Annotated in this window: 21 protein-coding genes; 12 read left to right on the top strand and 9 right to left on the bottom strand. The window is 67.6% G+C overall.

Translation table 11 applies throughout. The annotated features are described in order from the left end of the window. The first annotated feature begins 35 nt into the window (after positions 1 to 35). The 4 genes from ACVENA_RS03795 to ACVENA_RS03780 all read left to right on the top strand — a co-directional run bounded on the left by ACVENA_RS03795 (position 36) and on the right by ACVENA_RS03780 (position 2840). On the top strand, positions 36 to 1013 hold the full coding sequence (locus tag ACVENA_RS03795) for a GNAT family N-acetyltransferase (protein ID WP_257548261.1): 978 nt from the start codon (positions 36 to 38) through the stop codon (positions 1011 to 1013). Further along, entirely contained in the window at positions 1010 to 1270 is a 261-nt protein-coding gene (locus ACVENA_RS03790; protein ID WP_257548260.1) for an acyl carrier protein, read from the top strand. Before ACVENA_RS03795 ends, ACVENA_RS03790 begins: the two co-directional genes overlap by 4 nt. Before the next feature lie 116 nt (positions 1271 to 1386). Continuing rightward, positions 1387 to 2067 (top strand): hypothetical protein, encoded by a 681-nt coding sequence (locus ACVENA_RS03785; RefSeq protein WP_449327712.1) that lies wholly within the window; start codon positions 1387 to 1389, stop codon positions 2065 to 2067. Continuing rightward, complete coding sequence (locus ACVENA_RS03780) at positions 2052 to 2840, top strand: hydrolase 1, exosortase A system-associated (RefSeq protein WP_449327711.1); 789 nt, start codon at positions 2052 to 2054, stop codon at positions 2838 to 2840. The genes ACVENA_RS03785 and ACVENA_RS03780 overlap by 16 nt, the downstream gene beginning before the upstream one ends. Before the next feature lie 152 nt (positions 2841 to 2992). On the opposite strand, the gene ACVENA_RS03775 is transcribed toward ACVENA_RS03780, so the two are convergent. Next, positions 2993 to 4525, bottom strand: a complete 1533-nt coding sequence (locus tag ACVENA_RS03775; protein WP_449327710.1) for a class I adenylate-forming enzyme family protein — start codon at positions 4523 to 4525, stop codon at positions 2993 to 2995. A gap of 65 nt (positions 4526 to 4590) precedes the next feature. Between ACVENA_RS03775 and ACVENA_RS03770 the strand changes: the two genes are divergently transcribed. Next, entirely contained in the window at positions 4591 to 5298 is a 708-nt protein-coding gene (locus ACVENA_RS03770) for a winged helix-turn-helix domain-containing protein (protein ID WP_449327709.1), read from the top strand. A 211-nt stretch (positions 5299 to 5509) separates the two neighbouring features. On the opposite strand, the gene trxB is transcribed toward ACVENA_RS03770, so the two are convergent. Next, positions 5510 to 6475 (bottom strand): thioredoxin-disulfide reductase, encoded by a 966-nt coding sequence (gene trxB / locus ACVENA_RS03765; protein WP_257548251.1) that lies wholly within the window; start codon positions 6473 to 6475, stop codon positions 5510 to 5512. Positions 6476 to 6568: 93 nt separating this feature from the next. On the opposite strand from trxB, the gene ACVENA_RS03760 reads away from it, so the two are divergent. Next, positions 6569 to 7195, top strand: coding sequence for a class I SAM-dependent methyltransferase (locus tag ACVENA_RS03760; RefSeq protein WP_449327708.1), 627 nt, complete (start codon positions 6569 to 6571; stop codon positions 7193 to 7195). A gap of 15 nt (positions 7196 to 7210) precedes the next feature. Then, complete coding sequence (locus tag ACVENA_RS03755; RefSeq protein ID WP_449327707.1) at positions 7211 to 8509, top strand: caspase family protein; 1299 nt, start codon at positions 7211 to 7213, stop codon at positions 8507 to 8509. 181 nt (positions 8510 to 8690) lie between these two features. On the opposite strand, the gene trhO is transcribed toward ACVENA_RS03755, so the two are convergent. From trhO to ACVENA_RS03730, 5 genes are all read right to left on the bottom strand, one after another. Continuing rightward, a complete protein-coding gene (trhO, locus tag ACVENA_RS03750) occupies positions 8691 to 9419 on the bottom strand; it encodes an oxygen-dependent tRNA uridine(34) hydroxylase TrhO (protein WP_306998158.1) in 729 nt (242 codons plus the stop codon). Between the two features lie 115 nt (positions 9420 to 9534). Next, positions 9535 to 9771 carry a putative hemolysin gene (locus ACVENA_RS03745; RefSeq protein ID WP_257548246.1) on the bottom strand — a complete coding sequence of 79 codons (237 nt, stop codon included), beginning with the start codon at positions 9769 to 9771 and terminating at the stop codon, positions 9535 to 9537. Between the two features lie 105 nt (positions 9772 to 9876). Continuing rightward, positions 9877 to 11883 (bottom strand): GMC family oxidoreductase N-terminal domain-containing protein, encoded by a 2007-nt coding sequence (locus ACVENA_RS03740; protein ID WP_449327706.1) that lies wholly within the window; start codon positions 11881 to 11883, stop codon positions 9877 to 9879. A gap of 230 nt (positions 11884 to 12113) precedes the next feature. Further along, a complete protein-coding gene (locus ACVENA_RS03735) occupies positions 12114 to 14207 on the bottom strand; it encodes a malate synthase G (protein WP_449327705.1) in 2094 nt (697 codons plus the stop codon). 213 nt (positions 14208 to 14420) lie between these two features. After that, positions 14421 to 16160 carry a chloride channel protein gene (locus ACVENA_RS03730; protein ID WP_449327704.1) on the bottom strand — a complete coding sequence of 580 codons (1740 nt, stop codon included), beginning with the start codon at positions 16158 to 16160 and terminating at the stop codon, positions 14421 to 14423. Between the two features lie 93 nt (positions 16161 to 16253). Between ACVENA_RS03730 and ACVENA_RS03725 the strand changes: the two genes are divergently transcribed. Next, complete coding sequence (locus ACVENA_RS03725; RefSeq protein ID WP_449327703.1) at positions 16254 to 16676, top strand: MarR family transcriptional regulator; 423 nt, start codon at positions 16254 to 16256, stop codon at positions 16674 to 16676. Positions 16677 to 16691: 15 nt separating this feature from the next. On the opposite strand, the gene ACVENA_RS03720 is transcribed toward ACVENA_RS03725, so the two are convergent. Next, complete coding sequence (locus ACVENA_RS03720) at positions 16692 to 17888, bottom strand: GGDEF domain-containing protein (protein WP_449327702.1); 1197 nt, start codon at positions 17886 to 17888, stop codon at positions 16692 to 16694. Between the two features lie 193 nt (positions 17889 to 18081). On the opposite strand from ACVENA_RS03720, the gene ACVENA_RS03715 reads away from it, so the two are divergent. From ACVENA_RS03715 to ACVENA_RS03700, 4 genes are read left to right on the top strand one after another with little or no spacing between them, the layout of a single operon-like run. Continuing rightward, positions 18082 to 19290, top strand: coding sequence for a hydrolase (locus ACVENA_RS03715; protein ID WP_257548238.1), 1209 nt, complete (start codon positions 18082 to 18084; stop codon positions 19288 to 19290). Further along, positions 19287 to 20288, top strand: a complete 1002-nt coding sequence (locus ACVENA_RS03710) for an arginine N-succinyltransferase (protein WP_449327701.1) — start codon at positions 19287 to 19289, stop codon at positions 20286 to 20288. Before ACVENA_RS03715 ends, ACVENA_RS03710 begins: the two co-directional genes overlap by 4 nt. 1 nt (position 20289) lies before the next feature. Beyond that, entirely contained in the window at positions 20290 to 21540 is a 1251-nt protein-coding gene (locus ACVENA_RS03705; protein ID WP_449327700.1) for an N-succinylarginine dihydrolase, read from the top strand. Between the two features lie 7 nt (positions 21541 to 21547). Further along, the gene (locus tag ACVENA_RS03700) at positions 21548 to 22219 is read left to right on the top strand and encodes a spermidine synthase (RefSeq protein WP_449327699.1); all 672 of its coding nucleotides are present in this window, start codon (positions 21548 to 21550) and stop codon (positions 22217 to 22219) included. A 3-nt stretch (positions 22220 to 22222) separates the two neighbouring features. Here the strand turns inward: ACVENA_RS03700 and ACVENA_RS03695 are convergent, their stop codons facing one another. Next, a complete protein-coding gene (locus ACVENA_RS03695) occupies positions 22223 to 22684 on the bottom strand; it encodes an Lrp/AsnC family transcriptional regulator (protein WP_449327698.1) in 462 nt (153 codons plus the stop codon). Between the last annotated feature and the right edge of the window lie 12 nt (positions 22685 to 22696).

The raw sequence follows: 22696 nt of genomic DNA, 5'->3' as shown, positions 1-22696 counted from the left end.
AAGGGAACGGTGAAGATCACGCTAATGATGACGGGTTGCCCGCCACAGCGCGCGCGGCGGGCTTTGCCTCGCCCTTCGATCGCGCCGAGTGGTTCGACCTGCTCGCGGCGCATGGCTTTGCGGGACAAGGTCGTCACGACGCGCGCGGCGACTGCGGGGCGGTCAGCGCATGGCTGCCGCTGCGCCTTGAGAAGCCGGGTTATTTTTCGGGGCTGACCTGCTGGTATAGTTTCGGCATCCGGCCGCTTTACGACGGCCCGGCGCATCCCGGCGAACGCGGCGGGGCGCTGCGCGACCTGTTCGCACGGTTGAGGGACCGCGCCGCGCGCCTGACGCTTTATCCGGTGCCCGAGATGGACGGCCTGCCCGGAGACATTAGCATCGCGCTCCGCAACGCTGGCTGGTGGGTCAGGGCGGTGCCGGCGGGCGACCGCCACTGGCTCGACCTTACGGGCCTGACGCACGATCTATGGTGGGAGAGCCGCCCCGGCGCACTCCGCAACACCGTCAAGCGCAAGGCAAAAAAGGGCGTCGTCGACATCGCGCTCTTTACCCGCTTCGACGCCGACGCCTGGGCCGCCTATGAAGCCATCTACGCGGCGAGCTGGAAACCCGAAGAGGGCGACCCCGCGCTGCTCCGCGCCTTTGCCGAGGCCGAATCGGCGCGCGGCACCTTTCGCATGGGGCTCGCCCGCATCGAGGGGCGACCCGTTGCCGCGCAGTTCTGGACCGTCGAGGACGGCACCGCCTTCATCCACAAGCTCGCACATGTCGAGGACAGCCTGAAAGCCTCGCCCGGCACCCTGCTGTCGGCGGCGCTGTTCCGCCATGTCATCGAGACCGACGGCGTGGCGCGGGTCGATTTCGGCACCGGCAACGACGCCTACAAACGCGACTGGATGAACCGGCACGACCCGCTGTGGCGCATCGAGGCTTTCAATCCGGCGCGCATCGCGGCATGGGGACCGGCATTCAAAGCCTTTGCGCGTTCGCTGATCAGGAAAGACATATGACCGACACCGTCGACGCCACCCTTCGCGCCCTGCTCGCCGACGTGCTCGGCCTCGGCGAGGACCGCGCCGCCGCGCTGACCGACGACAGCGGCCTGTTCGGCGAGCTGCCCGAATTCGATTCGATGGCGGTCGCGACCGTGCTCACCGAGATGGAAGACCGGCTCGGCATCACCATCGACGACGACGAGATCGACGGCGAGATTTTCGAAACCTATGGGCACTTGCTCGCTTTCTCGCAGCGCAAGGTGGCCGGTTGACGGCCATCGCTTCCCTTTCATCCCGTCATCCCGGCGAAGGCCGGGATCTCGCCGTGGCGTTTCCAGCTATGGCGAGATCCCGGCCTTCGCCGGGATGACGGGAGGGAATCGCAGTCATGGCGGCGGATGTTCTCGAACATCAATTGCGCATCGCCCCCGCAAACGCTCCCCGCGCCACCGTCCTGATCGTCCCGCCGCTGTTCGACGAAGCGAACCGGCTGCGCCGCACGCTGGTACTCGCGATGCGCGCGCTGAGCATGGAGGATTTCGCGGCGGTGCTGCCCGACCTACCCGGCCAGAATGAAAGCCTCATCGCGCTCGAAGACGTCGATCTGGAGCGCTGGCAGAATGCACTCGCCGCTGTCGCCGCGAGCCTCGCCGGTCCCGTCATCATCGCATCGATCCGCGGCGGCGCACTGATCGATCACCACGCCGAGGCCGCCGCATGGTGGCGCCTCGCGCCCGTCGGCGGCGCATCGCTGCTCCGCACGATGATGCGCGCGCGCGTCGCCGCCGATCGCGAGGCGGGGATCGAATCGTCGCTCGACAGCCTGCACGAGACGGCACAGGCCACGCCATTGCTGCTCGCAGGCAACGCTCTGTCGCCCGCCATGGTCGCGCAGCTCGGCGCCGCCGAAGCGCAGGCAGTCGGGCCGCTACGCAGCATCGGCCTCGGCGCCGATGGCATCGCAGGCACCCCGCTCTGGCTGCGCGCCGAACCCGGAGAGGATGCCGCGATGGCGGCCGCAATCGCCGCCGACATCGTCGCATGGAGCCGGACATGCGGCGTCATCTGAGCTTCGCCTGCGAAGGCGCGATGCTCGCCGCGAGCCTCGACGAAGCGCCCGGCGCGACGGGCCTGCTGATCGTCTCGGGCGGCAACGAGGTCCGCAGCGGCGCGCATCGCGGCATGGCGGCGCTCGCGCAGCGCATCGCCGCGGCGGGCCATCCGGTCTTCCGCTTCGACCGCCGCGGGATCGGCGACAGCGAAGGCGCGAACGGCGGCTATACCAGCAGCGGTCCCGACATCGCCGCCGCGATCGCCGCTTTCCGGGAGGCCGCGCCGCATGTCGAGCGCATCATCGCCTTCGGCAACTGCGACGCAGCGAGCGCGCTGCTGCTGCATCAGCCGCTGCCGCTGGGCGGGCTGATCCTCGCCAATCCCTGGACCTATGAAGAGAGCGAGGCGGAAGCCGACGAACCTGCCCTGCCCCCGGCCGCCGCGATCCGCGCGCGCTATCTTTCGCGGCTGAAAGACCCGAAAAGCCTGCTGCGGCTGGTCAAAGGCGAGGTCGATGTCCGCAAATTGCTGCGCGGCCTGTCGGCGCTCGGCAAGCCGAAACCGCCCGCCGCCCCCGACAGCCTGCCCACCCGCCTCGACCACGCGATGGCGGCGCTACCCTGCCCCGCGACGATCCTGCTCGCGACCGGCGACCGCACCGCGCAGGCGTTTGCGGAAAATTGCCGGCCGGGCGACATAAAGGTCGAACGTCTGGACAGCGGGTCGCACAGCTTTGCGGGAGCGGATGCCGATTGGCTGGCGGCACGGATATTGGAGAAGCTGAGCTGACATCAGCTTTGGGGTGGGGAGCTGCCGTTCTTTTCTTTCGTCATCCCGGACTTGATCCGGGATCCATTCTCTCAGCGCCGGATGAATGGATCCCGGATCAGGTCCGGGATGACGATGCAAGATTAGGTCCGCTCCCGGCCGCTACCCGCCATTCACCCTGCATAGGCATCGCGCAATTCGCGCTTCAGCACCTTGCCGATCGCACTGCGCGGCAGTTCCTCCACGACCTCGATCGCGCTCAGCCGCTGGGTCTTGCCGACCTTGGCGTTGCAGTCGGCGCGCACCGCTTCGGCGTCCGCGCCGTCCCTCAGCACGACGAAGGCGACCGGCGTCTCGCCCCATTCCTCGCTCGGCATCCCGACGACGGTCGCTTCGACGACGCGCTCGTCGGCGTTCAATATCGCTTCGAGGTCGCTCGGAAAGATGTTGAAACCGCCCGAGATGATCATGTCCTTGGCGCGGTCCATCAGGGTCAGGAAGCCGTCCTCGTCGATGCGGCCGATGTCGCCGTGGCGGTAGAAGAGGTTTCCCTCGGCATCGTGCCAGTGCATCGCCTTCGTCGCGTCGGGGCGGTTGTTGTAGCCGGTCATCATCGCCGGCGAGCGGCCGACGACTTCGCCGACCGATCCTTGCGGCAGTTCGTTGCCCTCTTCGTCGATCACCTTGGCGACATGGCCGGGCGCGGGCTTGCCGACGGTGTGGAGCTTGTCGGGAAATTGATGCGCCTCGAGGATGAAGGCCGCGCCGCCCTCGGTCATGCCGTAGATTTCGACGAGCCCGCCGGGCCAGCGCTTCAGCACGTCGGCCTTGAGCGCGGCGGGAAAGGGGGCCGAGGTGCAATATTTCATCACGAAGCCGGAGAGGTCGAAGCGGTCGAAATCGTCGAGCGCCATGATCCGCCGATATTGCACCGGCACCAGCATCGTGTTGGTCGCGCGCTCGCGCTCCGCCAGCTCCAGGAAGCCGCGCGCGTCGAATTTCTTCATCAGCACGACCTGCCCGCCCGATCCGACGGTGGGGAGGAAGCTCGCCATCGTCGTGTTCGAATAGAGCGGGGTCGACAGGATCGTCACCGCTTTGGACCCATAGGCCGGAACCCCGCGCTGGATATGCTGCCAGCGCATCGCATGGCTGTGGACGATACCCTTGGGCGTGCCGGTGGTGCCCGACGAATAGATGATGTTGAACCCGTCAAGCGGATCGATCGCGACCGGCGCGGGCGCCGTGCCCGCGGGCGCCATCCACGCGTCCAGCGCCACGCCGACGCCGCTGCCGTCCATCGCGATGCGGTCGCTCGCGGCGACGCTCTGCCCTTCGAGGCTCGCCGCCGCGGCGCTGTCGAGGAACAGGTGGCGCGCACCAGTGTCGGCGATCATCGCCGCCATCTGCTCGCCGGTCGCGCTGTTGGTGATCAGCCCCGCGACCCCGCCGGCGCGCAGCGTGCCGAGGATCACCGCCATCTGTTCGACGCTGTTCAGCCCGGCGATCGCGGTGCGGTCGCCCTTGGCAAGGCCGTCGGTCTGCAGCCGTGCCGCGATCCGGTCGATCGTTGCGTCCAGTTCGGACCAGCTCAGCCGCCGCGCCGGGTCGGCGGCGGCTATGGCATCGGGACGTTCGGCCGCATGGGCGCGGACGAGATCGGGCAGGGTGGCGAAGTCGGCTTCGAGCAAGGTGGCACTGGTCATGACTCGGGGTTAGCACAGCGGAGGCGCGGCGCAATGCCGCGCATGGCGGATCGGGGGAGACGCGAATGGAAGCGATCGGCGCGGCGGTGGACGAGGACAGGACGCTGCTGGTCGCTGTCTATCATCCGCTGCGCGACCGGGCCTTGTTCGATTCCGTAACGGCGGCGGGGCATCGTGCGCATATCCTGCCCGCGCCGGTCGGCGGGCTCCGCCCCTGGCTCGATTGCTGTTTCGACCTTCTGGTGATCAATCCCTTTCTGGGCTGGCAGGAGCCGTCCGCGTTCGTCCGGCTCGCGCGCAGCATCGCGGGGCGCCGTCCGCTGCTTGTCCTGTCGGATCGCGATTCGCTGGGTGACCGGATGACCGGGCTGACCCATGGTGCCGACGACGCGGTCGGCTGGACCGACAATCTGCCCGAACTGCTCGCGCGCATCGCCAGCCTCATCCGCCGCAGCCGGCTCGCCGCGGGCCAACTCGGCGAGGGCGAGCTTCGCATCGACCTGATCGACCGCCGCGTCGAGCGCGCGGGGCGGCTGATCCGCCTGCCGCTGCGCGAATTCGACCTGCTCGCCAACCTCGCACGCGTTCCCGACCGGCCGCTGTCGCGCTCGGCGCTGCTGAAGGCGGTGTGGCGGCTCGATTTCGACCCCGGAACCAATCGGGTCGAGGTGCATATGTCGCGGCTCCGCGCCAAGGTGGACCGCGATTTCGCCTGGCCGATGCTGCGCACGGTAAAAGGCCACGGCTACGCGCTGTGCTCGCGGCCGGATTGACGATCGTCAATTCCGCTTCGTCCGCAGAATGACGACGGCTTTGGGGTGGTGGGGAGCGGACCTTGCCACCTCGTCATGCTGAACTTGTTTCAGCATCCATGGCCTGCGCTCTCGTCAGGCGCTGCGCCGAAGGAAACGACAGGCCATGGACCCTGGGGTGACGAAGGTTGTTATGACCGCAATCGGTCGCGAACGGCCCTTCCGTCCCCTTCTACGCCTCCACCAGCGCCTTATACTCGGCCTCGGCGAGGAAACGCTCGGCATCCAGCGCGGCCATGCAGCCCATGCCCGCGGCGGTCACTGCTTGGCGATATACCTTGTCGGTCACGTCGCCCGCCGCGAACACGCCGGGGATCGACGTCAGCGACGTGCCCGGCGTCACCTGCAGATAGCCGTCGTCGTCGAGCGGCAGCTTGCCCTTGAACAGCTCGGTCGAGGGGCTGTGGCCGATCGCGACGAAGCCGCCGTCGGTCGGCTCGTGGCTCGCCTCGCCGGTCACCGTGTCGATCAGGTCGACCCCGATCAGGCCCGCCGTGCCTTCGCCGCCGACGAAGCGATCGACGCGCTTGTTCCACAGCACCTTGATCTTGGGGTTCGCGTGCAGCCGGTCCTGCAATATCTTTTCGGCACGCAGGTGATCGCGGCGGTGGATCAGCGTCACATCGTCGCTGTGATTGGTGAGATAGAGCGCTTCCTCGACCGCAGTGTTGCCGCCGCCGATCACCACGACCTTCTTGCCGCGATAGAAGAAGCCGTCGCACGTCGCGCACGCCGACACGCCCTTGCCGCCAAGCTCCTGCTCGCCGGGGGCGCCGAGCCACTTCGCCTGCGCGCCGGTCGCGATCACCAGTGTTTCAGCCAGATAGACATCGCCGCCGTCGCCGGTCAGTTTGAACGGGCGCTGCGACAGGTCGACGTCGACAATCGTGTCCCAGATCATGCTCGTGCCGACATGCGTCGCCTGTGCGGTCATCTGCTCCATCAGCCACGGGCCCTGGATCACCTCGGCGAAACCGGGATAATTTTCCACGTCGGTGGTGATGGTGAGCTGCCCGCCCGGCTGGAGCCCCTGCACGACGATCGGCTGCATCCCAGCGCGCGCCGCGTAAATGGCGGCCGACAGGCCGGCGGGGCCGGAGCCGAGGATGAGCATCTTGGTATGGTGGGTGGCGGGCATGACGGTCTTTCTGATCTTGTGCGGGATCGCACAGATGGGTGTTGCCAACCGCGCTAGCAAGGCTCACCTTCCGCGCCAAGGGGAGACGGGACGATGGCGAGTTGGTGGGAACGTCATGGGGTGCCGCGGCTGATCAAATGCGCCTGTTCGCAGGGGCAGATCATGAAGGCGCGCAGCCGGGTCGTGCCGCACGCGGCGGGCGACGTGCTGGAGCTTGGCTGCGGCGGCGGCATCAACATGGAATTTTACGATCCGATGCGGATCGTCAGCTTCACCGGGCTCGACCCCTCGCCCGAACTGCTGGCGATGAGCCGCGCCGCGGCGGCGGCGCGCGGGATCGACGCCGACATCCAGGGCGGGGTCGGCGAGGCGATGCCGTTCGAGAGCGGGCGCTTCGACACCGTCGTCACCACCTTCACTCTCTGCTCGGTCGCCGATCAGGCCGCGGTGCTCGCCGAAATCCGCCGGGTGCTTAAACCCGGCGGCACCGCGCTCTTCCTCGAACATGGCGGCGCGCCCGACGCGGGAGTCGCGAAATGGCAGCGGCGGATCGAGCCGCTGTGGAAACGCATCGGCGGCAATTGTCACCTGACCCGGCCGATCGGCGACGCCTATGAAAAGGCGGGCTTCGCGGTCGAGCGGCAGGGCGCGGCCTATATGCCCAAGACCCCCCGCCCCTTCGGCTGGATCGAATATGGCGCGGCGCACGCCGCCGCCTGACGAAAGGATGGCGCGATGACGCGATTCTGGCTTGTCCTCTTCACCACCCTCTTCCTGCTCGCCCCGACCGGCGCCGAGGCGCGCAAGGTCGCGCTGATCATCGGCAACAGCGACTATGCGAACACCAGCCACCTCGTGAACCCGGCAAACGACATCAAGCTCGTCGCCGCGTCGGCACGGAGCGCGGGGTTCGACGACGTCACCGTCGCCGCGGACCTTGCGGTCAACGAGTTCCAGAAGGCGATGCGCGATTTTCGCGCCAAGGCCGAGGGCGCCGAAGTCGCCATGGTCTATTACGCCGGGCACGGGATCGAGGCGCAGGGCAAGAATTGGCTGATCCCCACCGACGCGCAACTCAAGTCCGACCTCGACCTGCCCTATGAAGCGATCAACCTCGACCGGCTGATGGAATCGGTGTCGGGCGCGCAAATCCGCATGGTGATCCTCGATTCGTGCCGCAACAATCCCTTCGGCCGCAGCTGGCGGTCGGGGACGCGCGCGGTGCAGACCGGGCTCGCGGGGGTCGAGGCCGACGACGTGCTCGTTATCTTCGCCGCCGCGCCGGGGCAGACCGCCGCCGACGGCAGCGGCGCCAATTCGCCCTTCGCGACCTCGCTCGCGAAACGCCTGCCGCAGCCCGATCTGCCGGTGCAGCTTCTCGGCGGCGCGATCCGCGATGATGTGCTCGCGGCGACCGGCGGCCTCCAGCGCCCCTTCGTCAGCGCGAGCATCACCGGGACACCGGTCTATCTCGTCCCGCGCCCCGGCGCCGCCAACCGCGCGGCGATGGAGGAATTGATGTGGAAAGGCGCGCTCGCCGACAACAGCATAAGCGCGTTCAAATCCTATCTCGCCGAATTTCCCGCGGGCAAATATGCGGCGCAGGCGAGCGACGGCGTCGCACGGCTGACCAGAGACCCCAAAGCGCCCGCACCACCGGCGGCGATCACCGCGGCGGTCCGGCCGGCGGGCCCCAAATATATCCTCTCGAACGTCCGCGTCGATTGCGTCAAGCTGACCGGGCGGCTGGGACTCGGTCTGCCCGACCAGCTTTTCCTGCGCTTCAACACCGGCGAGCGCTTTCCCGAGGGCAAGAGCGAGATCTTCTCGATCAAGAAAGGCGAAAGCTGGGTCGTCGACAAGGCGTTCTCGTTCGACCAGCCGGTGAGCTTCCAGCTCCGCGAATTCGACGATATCGGCGGCAGCGACCATATCGGCACCGTCGACCTCGGCAGCGAGCCGGGGACGTTCACCAGGACGCTGACCGGAGACGCGAGCGACTATCGCGTGACTTACACGCTGACGGTGGGGTGAAGGCGGTCAGCGAAAGATAAGCGGCATTCCGTGTTTCATAACTTCGTCATTCCCGCGAAAGCGAGAACCCAGAGTGGGCATCGGCTGACCCCACACTGGGTTCCCGCTTTCGCGGGAATGACAAAGAGGGGGAACGGCCGCCCTCTACCCCCGAAGCGGATGCCATGCCGGGGCGTCCCAGCTATTCCTTCTCCCCCACCTCGGCCAGCCCGTGCCCTACGCTCACCCGCTCGTCGAAGACGAAGCAGCTACCGTGCCAGCGGCTGTCCGCTTCCGGCACCTGTTCCAGATAGGCGAGGATGCCGCCCTTCAGATGCACGACATCCTCGACGCCTTCGCTCCGCAGAAAAGCGGTCGACTTCTCGCAGCGGATGCCGCCGGTGCAGAACATCGCGATCCGCTTGCCCGCGAATTCGGCGGCATGGTCGCGCCACCAGCCGGGGAAGTCGCCGAAACTCTTGGTCTGCGGATCGATCGCGCCGGCGAAGCTGCCATAGCCGATCTCGAAGCCATTGCGCGTGTCGATCAGAACCGTGTCCGGATCGTCGACCAGCGCATTCCAGTCGGCCGGGTCGACATAGGGCGCCGCGCCGCGCGCCGGGTCGAGCCCCGGCACCTTCATCGTCACGATTTCCTTTTTGAGCCGCACCTTGAGCCGCCGGAACGGCATCGCCGCGGCGGCCGAATATTTGACGTCGAGTTCGGCGCAGCCCGGGAGCGCGCGGATATGCGCAATCACTGCCGCGACCCCATCCGCGCTGCCCGCGATCGTGCCGTTGATGCCCTCGCGGGCGAGAAGCAGCGTGCCCTTGATCCCTTCCGCCGCGCACAGATCGAGCAAGGGCTGACGCAGCACGGCGGGATCGTCGAAGGCGGCGAAACGATAGAGGGCGGCGACGGCGATACTCATAGCGCCCGCTTCTTAGGCCGTAGCGACAAATTTCACAGCAGAATCGGCGCGAGAATCCCGCAGAGCCATGGCAATAAGCAGGTCCAGGGCTGCTTGCGCCGCTTCGCCGCGATGTTCAGGCACCGGCATCCTTTTTCTGCGAGCGGTAGAATTCCCACTCTTCGACCACACGGCCATCGGGAAGGTGGCAATAGCCGGTTTCGCCATCCGGCCCGCGACGGATTTCAATCTTTCCCTTCTGCTCCACGCAATAGACGGATGCCGGATTGGCCAAGCCGACCGGCGTTTCCGATGGCGAGGGAGAAGCGCAGCCCGCCAAGGCGAGCATCCCGATCACGAAGATGTTTTTCATTCGCTGCTCCTGTTCCGGGCATGGAGAATGACCCCTTGTCTGGATCATCCCTCCAGCAGCGTCAAGTTCGGGCAATCGGCCCAACCCCCTGAAAGACCTGCCACATCACCGGAACGGATCGCCCCGCGCCGTCGCATAATGCGCCATCGCCATCGTCGTCCATTGCGCGTTGACGCGAATGCAGGTGGGAAAAACGCTGGCGTCGGTCACCAGCACATTGGTCGTGCCGTGGACACGGCATTCGGGGTCGACGACGCCGTGCCGCGGGTCTTCGTTGATCGCATTGCCGCCGTGCGGATGGCTGCTCGACAGCGTGACATCGTCGGCCTCCTCGATCGCGTCCTCGAAAAAGGCATCGACATCCATGCCGGGGGTCACCGTCTGCCCTTTGGTGAGCGCCGGGTAACATTCGAGCGCACCTGCGGCGAAATGGACCTTGGTCAGCGTCGCCATCGCGCGGCGAAGCAGCGGCAGATCCTCGGCCTTGTCGAGCTGGAACTTGAGCTTGCCGTCCTTCACCCGCCCGCGCCGGTCGGCGGGAAACAGGATGCCCGCCGAATGAACGCGGCCGAAATTCTGCATCCGCGCCGCATGGTCGGCGAACCAGCCGGGCATCAACGACGCCATCGCCATCGGCGGCTGGAAATGGCTTTCGAGCAGGAAGTCGCCGCAATCGACATAGGTCGCCATCTGATCCTCGTCCCACGCATCGCCGCCGGCGCCGGGCGGCATCAGCGCGACGACCGGCGAGGCGATGTTGAGCGACACCTGCCGCCCGGTGCCGTCGATGTCGCTGCGGCCGAGCAGCTTCGACGAAGCGATCGTCCCGCCCGCGACGATCACCCCGACGCGGGTGCGGACGAGCGCCTGCGATCCATCGGGCAGGATCAGCTTCACCGCCTCGGCCTCGCGCCGCCCGTCGATCGCGGTCTGCCAGATGATGCGGTCGGCCTTGGTGCCGGGCAGGATGCGCGCGCCATGGTCGCGGCAGGCGTCGGGCAGATAGGTCTGCGCCATCCCCAGCCGCCGCCCATAGGCGCATCCCGTGTTGCAATAGCCGCAATAGGCGCAGGCGGTCGGCGTGTGCGGCGGCCCGAAATTCTTCGCGAACCAGTCGGCGACCGCGCGCCGATCCTTCGGGTCGGTCGAGGTCGCGGCATAGGCGTGCCAGCCGTTCAGCAGGTGCGGGCCGTTGTGCCGCCCGCTGCGCGGTTCGATCGGCGCGATGCCGAGGCGGTCCCGGATCGCGTCATAGCTTTTGTGAAAGGCATCGGCGTCGATCGGCGCGCCGACGCTCGCCCATCTGGCGAACACGTCGACCGCGTCGGGGTGCGTCCGGCCCGCCTCGTTCACGCGCAGGCAGATGCCGTTGTTGATCGTCGAAGACCCGCCGACGCAGCGTCCCTGGAACACCACGAAATCGCGGTTGGTCGAGGTTTGCAGCGCACCGTGCTTGAACAGGTTCGCGACCATGTCGAGCTCGTGATGATTGATCCGCGGCGAAGGATAGAAGGGTCCGGCCTCGACGATCAGCACCTTGTAGCCCTGCGCCGCGACCCCATGCGCCGCGACCGCGCCGCCCGCGCCCGACCCGATGACGATCACGTCATATTCGTCCGCGAGCGTCGCGGCGTCCAGAATATGCGCCGGATCGATCTCGCGCCCCTCGACGCGCGTGATCTCGATTTCGCCGGAACCGCGATGGCGATGCTTCGGCAGGGTGAAACCGATCTGCCTGTGCACCGGGTTCGCAGCGTTGGCGTCCTGATCGCCCGGCATCCAATGCCCGTAATAGCAACCGTAGATGATGCCGCGCAGCCGCGCCATGTCCTGGAACAGGTCGATCTGGCTATTCTGGAGCCGGTTCCGGATCCGCCGCGCGCGCTCCTCGACATCGGCGAGCGCGAACAGCGGGCCCAGCACGATTTCGGTCGCGGTGAGCGACAGGCGAATCTCGTCGAGCTTCGTCCCGCCGACCTTCGCGAACAGGTCGCTGACGTTGGCGACGACCTGATCGGGCGTGATCTTCATCTCGGCGCCATGGAACAGCGCCTCGGTCAGCGCCTTCAGGAATTTGAGCTGCCCGAAATTGAACGGTGCCGCCATCGCCATGCCCCCTGCCTGCCCTGTGATCAGATGCGGGTTTATAGGGCGCAAAGGCAAGGTGTATTGTATCGAAGCGGCGGTTTTGAGGTGAGATGCGGTGGAAGCCCTCTCCCCTTCAGGGGAGAGGGTTGGGAGAGGGGGTAGAAGCGGTGCAAACCCCTCTCAACTCCGGCTAGCCGGACAAGCCAGCAAGCCAGCGCGTCTCTCCCCGGAAGGGGAGAGAGCCGATGCCGCCCCTACGCCGCCTTCTTCGCCTGCCGGAACTTGTGGAGCAGCGGTTCGGTGTAACCCGACGGCTGCGTCACCCCCTCGAAGATCAGCGCCCGGGCCGCCTGATACGCAATCCCGTCGGGCGTCAGCTTTTCGTAAAGCGGGTCGCCCGCATTCTGCGCATCGACCTTGGCCGCCATGCGCGCCAGCGCGGCGTCGACCTGCGCTTCGGTGCAGACGCCATGAAGCAGCCAGTTCGCGAGCGCCTGCGACGAAATACGCAACGTCGCGCGATCCTCCATCAGGCCGACGTCGTCGATGTCGGGCACTTTCGAACAGCCGACGCCCTGGTCGATCCAGCGCACGACATAGCCCAAAATACCCTGGCAATTATTGTCGAGCTCGCGCGCAACCTCGGCCTCGCTCCAGTTGCGCCCCGTTGCGACGGGGATGTTCAGCAGCCGATCGAGCGCGGGCACCGCCTCACCCGCGATCTCCTTCTGCCGCGCGAAGACGTCGACCATATGATAATGCAGCGCATGGAGCGTCGCAGCGGTCGGCGACGGCACCCATGCCGTATTCGCACCCGATTTCGGGTGGCCGATCTTGGCGTCCAGCATTGCCTTCATCAGGTCGGGCATCGCCCACATGCCCTTGCCGATCTGCGCCTTGCCGCTGAGCCCGCAGGCAAGGCCGATGCGGACGTTGCGGTCCTCGTACGACGCGATCCAGTCCGACGCCTTCATCTCGCCCTTGGGGATCATCGGCCCGGCACGCATCGAGGTGTGAATCTCGTCGCCGGTGCGGTCGAGGAAGCCGGTATTGATGAAGACGATGCGGTCCTTCACGGCCTCGATGCAAGCGGCAAGGTTGGCGCTGGTGCGGCGTTCCTCGTCCATCACCCCGACCTTGACAGTGTGGCGCGCGAGGCCGAGCATATCCTCGACCGCATCGAACAGCCGGTTCGTAAAGCCGCATTCCTCCGGCCCATGCTGCTTGGGCTTGACGATATAGACGCTGCCCGCGCGGCTGTTGCGGAGGCTGCCGAGCCCCTTGAGGTCGTGGACCGCGCAGAGGCTGGTGATCACCGCATCGCACAATCCCTCGGGCGCCTCGCTGCCGTCGAGGAGCCGGATCATCGGCGTCGTCATCAGGTGGCCGACGTTGCGCACGAACAGCACGCTGCGTCCGTGCAGTGCGAAGGCCGTGCCGTCGGGCGCGGTCCAGTCGCGGTCGGCGGCCATGCGGCGCGTCATCACCTTGCCACCCTTGTCGAAACTCTCGACCAGATCGCCGCGCATCAGGCCGAGCCAGTTCGTATAACCGAGTACCTTGTCCTCGCCATCGACCGCGGCGACGCTGTCCTCGAGATCGATGATCGTCGTCAGCGCGGCTTCGACGATCACGTCGGCGATGCCCGCAGGGTCGGTCTTGCCGATCGCGCTCGCGGGATCGATCACCAGTTCGATATGCAGACCGTTGTGCTTGAGGAGGATACCGCCATCGCGCGTGCCGACAAGCTGCGACGGGTCGGCGAGCGTCAGGTCCCCTCCCTGCCAGTCGGCCCATTTCCCGTTCGCCAGCGGCACCGCTTCATCGAGAAAGACCTTCGCGCGCGCGATCACCGCCGCGCCGCGCTCGGCATCATAGCCGCCGGGCTTCGCGGGCGGCGCGTCGAGCGCGTCGGTGCCGTAGAAGGCGTCGTAAAGGCTGCCCCAGCGCGCGTTGGCGGCGTTCAAGGCAAAGCGCGCATTGAGCGCGGGGACGACGAGCTGCGGCCCCGCCATCGTCGCGATTTCGGCATCGACGTTCGCGGTGCCGACCGCGAACGGCGCGGGCTCCGGGACGAGATAGCCGATCTCGCGCAGGAACGCCTGATAGGCCCCGGCGTCATGCGCCTGCCCTTCCCGCCCCTGATGCCAGGCGTCGATCTTCGCCTGCAAATCCTCACGCTTGGCGAGCAGCGCGGCGTTTTCGGGTGCGAACTTGCCGAGCAGCGCCGCGAAATCGCCCCAGAAGCGCGTCGCGTCGAGCCCCGTTCCGGGCAACGCCTTGTTCTCGATGAAGGACGCCAGACGCGAATCGACGGAGAGGCCGTGGCGATCGAGGAAATCAGTCATGCAAACACCCTTTGGTCAGCGCGGACGCGCCAGTGGACCCGGGGAGGAAAGGGCCGCCGCCCTATGGCGCGAATGACGGGGCTTGGCAATGGGGCGGTGGATTGACCCCGCTCGTCATTGCGAGCGGAGCGAAGCAATCTCCAGCTATCGTCCTGAATCAACGCGGGCTGGAGATTGCTTCGTCGCTGCGCTCCTCGCAATGACGGGCCAGATTCACCGCGACCGCGCAGTCTCCGCCCTCCGATGGTCGCGGCGCGCCTTGAGCAAGTCGTGGCGCGACAGGATCCCCAGCACCTTGCGCGTCGCCGGATCGACGATCGGAATGCGCCCGACCCCGGTTTCGACGATCAGGTCGGCAATCTGCCCGATCGGCGCGTCGGCGTGGGCGACCGGCTGCGCGGCGTCGGAGACCAGGTCGGCGAGGGTGCGGTCGGCCGGCATGTCGGCGACGCGCCATTCGAGCACGTCGCTACGCGACACAAGGCCCAGCAGCCGCCCTTGGCCATCGACCACCGGATAGCTGCGATGCTCGGCGCTTTCGGCGAAGAAGTCGAGGACGTCGCCCGCGACCATCGCGCCGGGCAGCGTCGCGGGCTCCGGCGTCATCAGGTCGCGCGCCTGCACCAGGTCCATCGGGTCGACGACATATTCCTGCCGGATATGCCGCCCGCGCCGCGCGATCTTTTCGGTGAGGATCGAGCGCTGCATGAGCAGCACGCTGACCGCATAGGCGCCGCACGCGGCCGCGATCGTCAGCGGCAGCGCGCCGTACAACCCCGTCACCTCGACCGCGAACAGCGCGCCGGTCAGCGGCGCGCGCATCGCGCCGCTCAGGATACCGGCCATGCCGACGAGCGCCCAGACGCCCGGATCGCCCAGCCACAGGTGCCCCGCAAGCGCCCCTGCCGCGCCGCCGAGGATGAGCAAGGGCGCAAGAATGCCGCCCGACGTCCCCGACCCCAGAGCAAAGAGCCAAACCACCGCCTTGACCACCAGCAGCGCGACGACGACGCGCATCGCGAGCGTTCCGTCGAGCAACGCCTGGATACTGCCATAGCCGGCGCCGAGGACATGCGCGTCGATCAGGCCGCCGAGCCCGACCACCACGGCGCCGATCGCGGGCCACCACATCCAGTGGATCGGCAGGCGGTGGAAACCGTCCTCGATGCGATAAAGCAGCGCCGACAGCAGCGCCGCCTCCAGCCCCACGACCACACCGAGCGCGCCGGCGATCGGCAGCGCCGATCCAGCGGGCGGCAGCGACGCGGCAAGCGGAAACATCGGCTCACTGCCGATCAGCAGCGGGCGAACGCCCATCGCGACGAGCACCGCGACGACGACGGGGACGAAGCTGCGCGGCTTCCACTCGAACAGCAGCACCTCGAGCGCCAGCAGGATCGCGGCGAGCGGGGTGCCGAAGATCGCGGTCATCCCCGCCCCGGCGCCCGCCACCAGCAGCGTCTTGCGCTCGGCGGCACTGAGGCGAAAGCGCTGCGCGAACAGCGAGCCGATCGCGCCGCCGGTCATGATGATCGGCCCCTCGGCGCCGAACGGCCCGCCGCTGCCGATCGAAATCGCCGCCGAGATCGGTTTCAGCACCGCGACCTTCGGCGACAGGCGGCTCTGGCCATAGAGGATCGCCTCGATCGCTTCGGGAATGCCGTGGCCGCGGATCTTGTCCGACCCGAAGCGCGCCATCACCCCGATCATCAGCGCCCCGATCACCGGAATGACGACGACGAACAGGCCGACCGACGCATCGGTGATCGCGGTCGCGGCGAAAGAGAAGCGGCCGAACCAGAAGAGGTTGGTCGCGAGCGCGATCGATTTCAGCAGGACCCAGGCGCCGCCCGCAGCGCCAGCACCGATCGCCAGCGCCAGCCCCGCGAGCAGCAGCATCCGCCGGTCGGCGCTATGGTCCGCGAGTTTATAGGCGGCGGGAGAAACGGACATGCGGCTTCCAACAGGATGGGACGGGCGGCCCGCGCCATTATATCGCAATACGATATAATTCAATAGAGCTTTCCTCCTTTCGTGCCGCCCCCTATGCCGACCGCCATGCCGCGCGAGACCGCCCTCACCGATGCCGACTATGCCGCGCTCGCCGAGTTCCGCCATGCGCTGCGCCAGTTCCATGCGTTCAGCGAGGCACGCGCGATCGAGCAGGGGCTGACCCCGCAGCAGCATCAGGCGCTGCTCGCGATTCGCGGCACCGGGCCGGACCTGCCGACCATCGGCGACGTCGCGCGGCGGCTGATGCTCAAACCGCACAGCGCGACGGGCCTCATCAACCGTCTCGCCGATCAGGGCTGGATCGAACGGATCGCCGCAACCGACGACCGGCGCCGCGCACGACTGCGCCTGACCACCAAGGCGCGCGACGCACTGGCGGCGCTGTCGGCGGCGCATCGGGACGAGATCCGGCGAATGCGCCCAATGCTGGAGGCCATGCTCGCGGCGATCGGATGAGGCCGGGTGGCCCCGTCAGGCGGCGCCGCGCACCGGCGTCGGCGGGAGGTCGACCAGCGCGACACGAACCCGATTTCGTCCGCCCGCCTTGGCCCGGTAGAGCGCGGTGTCGGCACGGTGGAACAGGTCCGGCAAAGCCTCTTTCGGCATCCATTGCGCGACACCGAAGGAAGCGCTGAACCGGCGATCGACGCCAAGCACCGGCAATTCCGCGGCGGCGAAGGCGGCGCGCACCGCCTCGGCATAAAGGCGTCCGTCGGACAGCAGCGCAGCGGGCAGCAGCACGGCGAACTCTTCTCCCCCGACGCGGCCGACGATCGCTTCGGGTGGCGCGGCCTCGGCGAGCATCGCGGCGAAATGGGCGATCACGCCGTCGCCCGCGGCATGGCCGAAATTGTCGTTGATCCGCTTGAAATGATCGAGATCGGCAGCGATCAGCACCGCCTGGCCCCCGTCATCGCCCCCACTCTCGCCGACACGCGCGAGCGCGGCTTCGGCATGGCGTTCGAAACCGCGGCGATTGAAGACGCCCGACAGCGGGTCGGTTTCGGAGCGCGCGATCATCTCGGCCGTCGTGTCGCGCATCGTCACCAGCAGCATGACGAGCCCGGTCGCGATCAGCACCACGACACTGCCGCTCTGCGAGATCGCCGCATAGGTCGTCGCCATATAATCCTGCGGCGTGCGCGCCGTCCCGACCATCATCGCGAACAGCGATTTGAGCGGATAGAGCATCGCCGCGACCGCTTGCAGCGCGACCAGCAGCAGGTCGAGCGGCTGGCGATGTCCCGAGCGCCAGATCGTGAGGCCGAACAGCGCCTGCATCGCGAAATAGGGAAGCTGATAGAGCACCAGCCGCACCGGCGAGCCATAGGTCATGCTGAAGATGACCGGCACCGACAGGATCGTGGCGGTCCAGATCACCGCCATCGCGGTCCATGGCGGGCGAGCGCGATAGTGGCGCGCGACCCCGATCAGCGCGAAGCTGAGCGCCGACAGAAAGACGAGGAAGATGCCGATGCCGACGGGCACCGGATCGGCCTGTTGGCGGAGCAGAAATTCCAGCCCGGCATTGACGATTCCCATGCCGCAGCCGAGCGCCAGCCACCCCGCGCCGCGTGCGCTCCGGTTCGTTGCCGCGACCACGGCGAAGGCCAGGGCAAAGATGCCCGCAACGGCCATGTTGATGCCAAGCACGAAGGCAGCAGTCATCGATCCACTCATCATTGCTCCGGGGCGGGTAGCGGAACGGCCACGAACTTTTGGTTAACGGCGTCGATCGGCAGAGGATTCGCATGGGGTGCATACGCGCGCGGGCGCGCGGCATCAGTGACTTACGGTATCGCGGCAACAAAATGCCGGGCCGGGGGTGCAAAAGCCCCTCGCCGCCCGCTATAGCCACGCCATGACCACCCTCACCGCAAGCGAAAGCGCGACCCTCGAACGCGCCGCCGATGCCCCGATGCTGACGCAGGTCGAGCAATGGGCGGCGGTGAACAGCGGCACCGGCAATCTGGCGGGGCTGAAAACCGTAGCCGGCCTGCTCGCCAACGCCTTCGCCGCCCTGCCCGGCAATGTGCGGCTCGTTGCGCCCGACCCGGTCGAAAGCGTCGATGCCGCGGGAATCGTCCGAACGACCCAGCGCGGCGACCATCTCCATTTGCGCGTCCGGCCCGAGGCGCCGGTGCAACTGCTGCTGACCGGCCATATGGACACGGTGTTCGCCGCCGATCACCCCTTCCAGTCGCTGCAATGGCTGAAGGATGGCGTGCTGAACGGCCCCGGCACCGCCGACATGAAGGGCGGCATCGCGGTGATCCTCTCGGCGCTGACCGCGCTCGAAGCCTCGCCGCTCGCGGCGCGCATCGGCTATGACGTGATGATCAACAGCGACGAGGAGACCGGCAGCCACGCCTCGGCGGCGCTGATCGCCGAACTGGCACGCGGCAAGACCGCGGCGCTGACCTACGAGCCCGCGCTGCCCGACGGCACGCTCGCGGGCGCCAGGCCGGGAAGCGGCAATTTTTCGGTGCTGATCCACGGCCGCTCGGCGCACGCCGGCCGCAATCCCGAGGAAGGGCGCAACGCCCTCGTCGCAGCGGCCGATCTGGCGCTGCGCCTCAACGCTCTCAAGTCATTGGATTTGAAGGTCAATCCCGCCAAGATCGACGGCGGCGGACCGAACAATGTCGTCCCCGACCAGGCGATCCTCCGCGTCAACATGCGCCCGATGACCCCCGCCGCCATGGCCGCCGCCGAAGCCGCGCTGCGCGACACCATCGCCAACATCCAGCGCGACCACGACGTGCATTGCCATCTCCACGGCAATTTCAACCGTCCGCCCAAGCCGCTCGATCCCGCCGCGACGCGCCTGTTCGAACTGGTGCGCGACTGCGGCGCGACGCTCGGCCTGACGATCGGCTGGAACGCGACCGGCGGCGTCTGCGACGGCAACAATATCGCGGCGTGCGGTGTGCCCGTCGTCGATACGATGGGCCCGCGCGGCGGCGCCATCCATTCGTCGGATGAATTTCTGATCGTCGACAGTCTCGCCGAACGGGCGCGGCTGTCGACGCTTACCTTGTTGAAAATAGCAGAACGGGGGACTGTGTGACCTATGTGATCCGGGCGGCCAAACCGGGCGATCTCCAGAGCATTTACGAAATGGCGAAGCTGACCGGCGGCGGCTTCACCAACCTGCCCCCCGACCGCCAGGCGCTGCGCGCCAAGCTCGAACGCGCCGAGGCCGGTTTCGCATCGGACAAGGATCAGCCGGGCGACGACCTCTATCTGATGGTGCTCGAGGACATGGACAGCGGCGAAGTGCGCGGCACCTGCCAGATCTTCGGGCAGGTCGGCCAGCGCTGGCCCTTCTACTCCTATCGCATCGGCACCGACAGCAAGCATAGCGAGCAGCTCGACCGCACCTTCCACGCGCAGGTGCTGATGCTCAGCAACGATCTTAACGGCGCGAGCGAGGTCGGCGGGCTGTTCCTTCACCCCGCGGCACGCGCCGGCGGGCTCGGCCTGCTGCTCGCGCGCTCGCGCTATCTGTTCATCGCGCGCCACCGTGCGCGCTTCGCCGACCGCATCCTCGCCGAGCTGCGCGGCGTGATCGACGAGGCGGGCGGCTCGCCCTTCTGGGACGGGGTCGCGGGCAAATTCTTCGGGATGAACTTCCAGGAGGCCGACCAGTTCAACGCGGTCCACGGCAACCAGTTCATCGCCGACCTGATGCCCAAGCACCCAGTCTATATCGCGATGCTGCCCGAAACCGCACGCGCGGTGATCGGCGTCCCCCATCCCACAGGCCGCGCCGCAATGCGGATGCTGGAGAATGAGGGCTTCGCCTTCGAAAATTATATCGACATCTTCGACGGCGGCCCGACGATGACCGCGCGCACCGACCAGGTCGCGAGCATCCGCGATGCGAAGCATGTCGCGGTGGCGGCGATCGGCAATGGTGGCGCAGACGCGCTGATCGCCACCGGGCGCCTCGCCGATTTCCGCTGCTGTTTCGGACGCATGGGCGCCGACGGCACGATCGACGCCGAAGCGGCGCGGATATTGGGTGTCGGCGTGGGTGACGAGATCAGCTGGATCGGGCGCTGACATGCCCACCGAAATCAATTTCGACGGGATCATCGGTCCGACCCATAATTATGCCGGCCTCAGCCGCGGCAATATCGCCTCCGCAAGCAACGCCGGCGACGTGTCGCAACCGCGCGCAGCGGCGCTGCAGGGCATCGAGAAGATGCGCCACAATATCGCGCTCGGCCTGCCGCAGGGCTTCTTCATGCCGCTGGATCGTCCCGACGCGCCGTGGCTCGCAACGCTCGGCACGACGCTCGACGGCGCGGAAGCACATCTGCGCGCGCAGGCCTGGTCGGCTTCGTCGATGTGGGCGGCGAACGCCGCGACCGTCTCGCCCGCGCCCGACAGCGCCGACGGCAAATGCCATCTGACCGTCGCCAACCTCGTCACCATGCCGCATCGCAGCCACGAATGGCCGGGGACGCTGGCGCAGCTTCGCCTCGCCTTCGCCGATCCGGCGTTCGTCGTCCACGGCCCCGTCCCCGCGCCGTTCGGCGACGAGGGCGCGGCGAACCATATGCGGCTGTGCGACGGGCACGGGTCGCCGGGGGTCGAGATTTTCGTCTATGGCGTCGGCGGCGGCCGTTTCCCGGCGCGCCAGCATCTCGACGCATCGAAGGCGATCGCACGCAAGCATCGGCTCGATCCCGCCCGCACGCTCTTCATCCGCCAATCGGATACCGCGATTCAGGGCGGCGCGTTCCACAATGACGTGGTCGCAGTGGCGAACGAGCGGGTGCTGTTCACGCACGAGACCGCGTTCGAAGACCGCGAAGGCGCGCATGCGCAAATCCGCGCCGCCTTTCCCGAGGTCGAGATCGTCGAGGTGCCCGCGAACGCGGTCAGCCTGCCCGAGGCGATCAAATCCTATTTGTTCAACGCGCAGCTCGTCAGCCTGCCCGGCGACGGCGGGATGGGGCTGGTGCTGCCGACCGAGGCGCGCGAGACCAGACCGGTCTGGGACTGGCTGGAAGCGCATGTCGCGGGCAACGGGCCGATCCGCCGCCTGCTGCCGGTCGATGTCCGCCAGTCGATGGCGAACGGCGGCGGCCCCGCCTGCCTCCGCCTGCGCGTCGTCGCCGATCCGGCGCGCGTCGATCCGCGCTTCCTCGCCGACGCGGCCAAGCTCGATCGCATCGCCGAGGTGGTGGCGAAGTATTGGCCCGAAGCGATCGCGCCCGGCGATCTCGCATCGGCCGCGCTCGTCGCCGAAGTGCGGCAGGCGCGCGCGGCGCTGCTCGATGCGCTCGGCCTCGGCGAACTGAACTGACCGCCGGGTGAAAATCCGCGAGTTGATCGACACCGCCGCGATTCCGGGCGGCGAAACGCTGCGCCTGTTCCGGCGCGGCGAGGATCATATCATCGCGATCGGCGGCAACGAGCTGATGAACAGCCGGATGAGCGGTTCGGAGGAAGCGCTCGCGGTGATGAGCTGCGAGCGGCTGCAGGGCCCCGACGCCGCGCATCTGCTGATCGGCGGCTATGGCATGGGGTTCACGCTGCGCGCGGCGCTGGCAATGCTGGGGCCGAAAGCCAAGATCACCGTCGCCGAACTGGTGCCCGCGATCGTCGATTGGGCGCGCGGGCCGATGGCGGAGCTGGCGGCGGGGTGCCTCGACGACCCGCGCGTCGAACTGGTCATCGAGGATGTCGGCGCCGTGATCGCGGCGGCGTCCGGCCGCTACGACGCGATCCTGCTCGATGTCGACAATGGCCCCGACGGGCTGACGCACCCCGCGAACGACCGCCTCTATTCGCCCGCAGGCCTCGCGAAGGCAAAGGCAGCGCTGCGGCCCGGCGGGATATTGGCGATCTGGTCGGCCGCCCCCGACGCACGCTTCACGAAGCGCCTCGCGGCGGCGGGCTTTCGGGTCGAGGAGGTCGGCGTCCGCGCCCGCGCGGGCGGCAAGGGCGCACGCCACGTCATCTGGTTCGCGCGGGCCGGCTAGCCCCTACAGCGGCAATTCGGTCGTCGCCTTGATTTCGGACAGCGCGACGGTCGAGTTGATCTCCTGAATGCCCGGTAATTTGCTGAGCTGGTCGAAGAAGAAACGCTCATAGGCGTCGATGTCCTTCGCGACGATGCGCAGCATGAAATCGGTCGTGCCCATCAGCACATAGGCATCGAGCACCTCGGGAAAGCCGCGGATCGCCGCGCTGAATTCATCGAGATTGGCGCGGCCGTGGGCGTTGAGCTTCACCTGCGCGAAGACATGCGCGTTGAGCGCGACACGGCGCCGGTCGATCAGCGCGACGCGCTTGCGGATGAAGCCCTCGCGCTCAAGCCGATCGATGCGGCGCCAGCAGGGCGACACCGACAGGCCGACGCGCTCGGCGATCTCGGCGGTAGTCTGACTCGCATCGCGCTGCATCTCGCGGAGGATTTTTATCTCGAATGGATCAAGATCGGTCATTCATACCCCATA

It is taken from the genome of Sphingopyxis sp. 550A (assembly GCF_053569535.1).
This window is presented reverse-complemented; position numbering and strand designations above follow the sequence as displayed.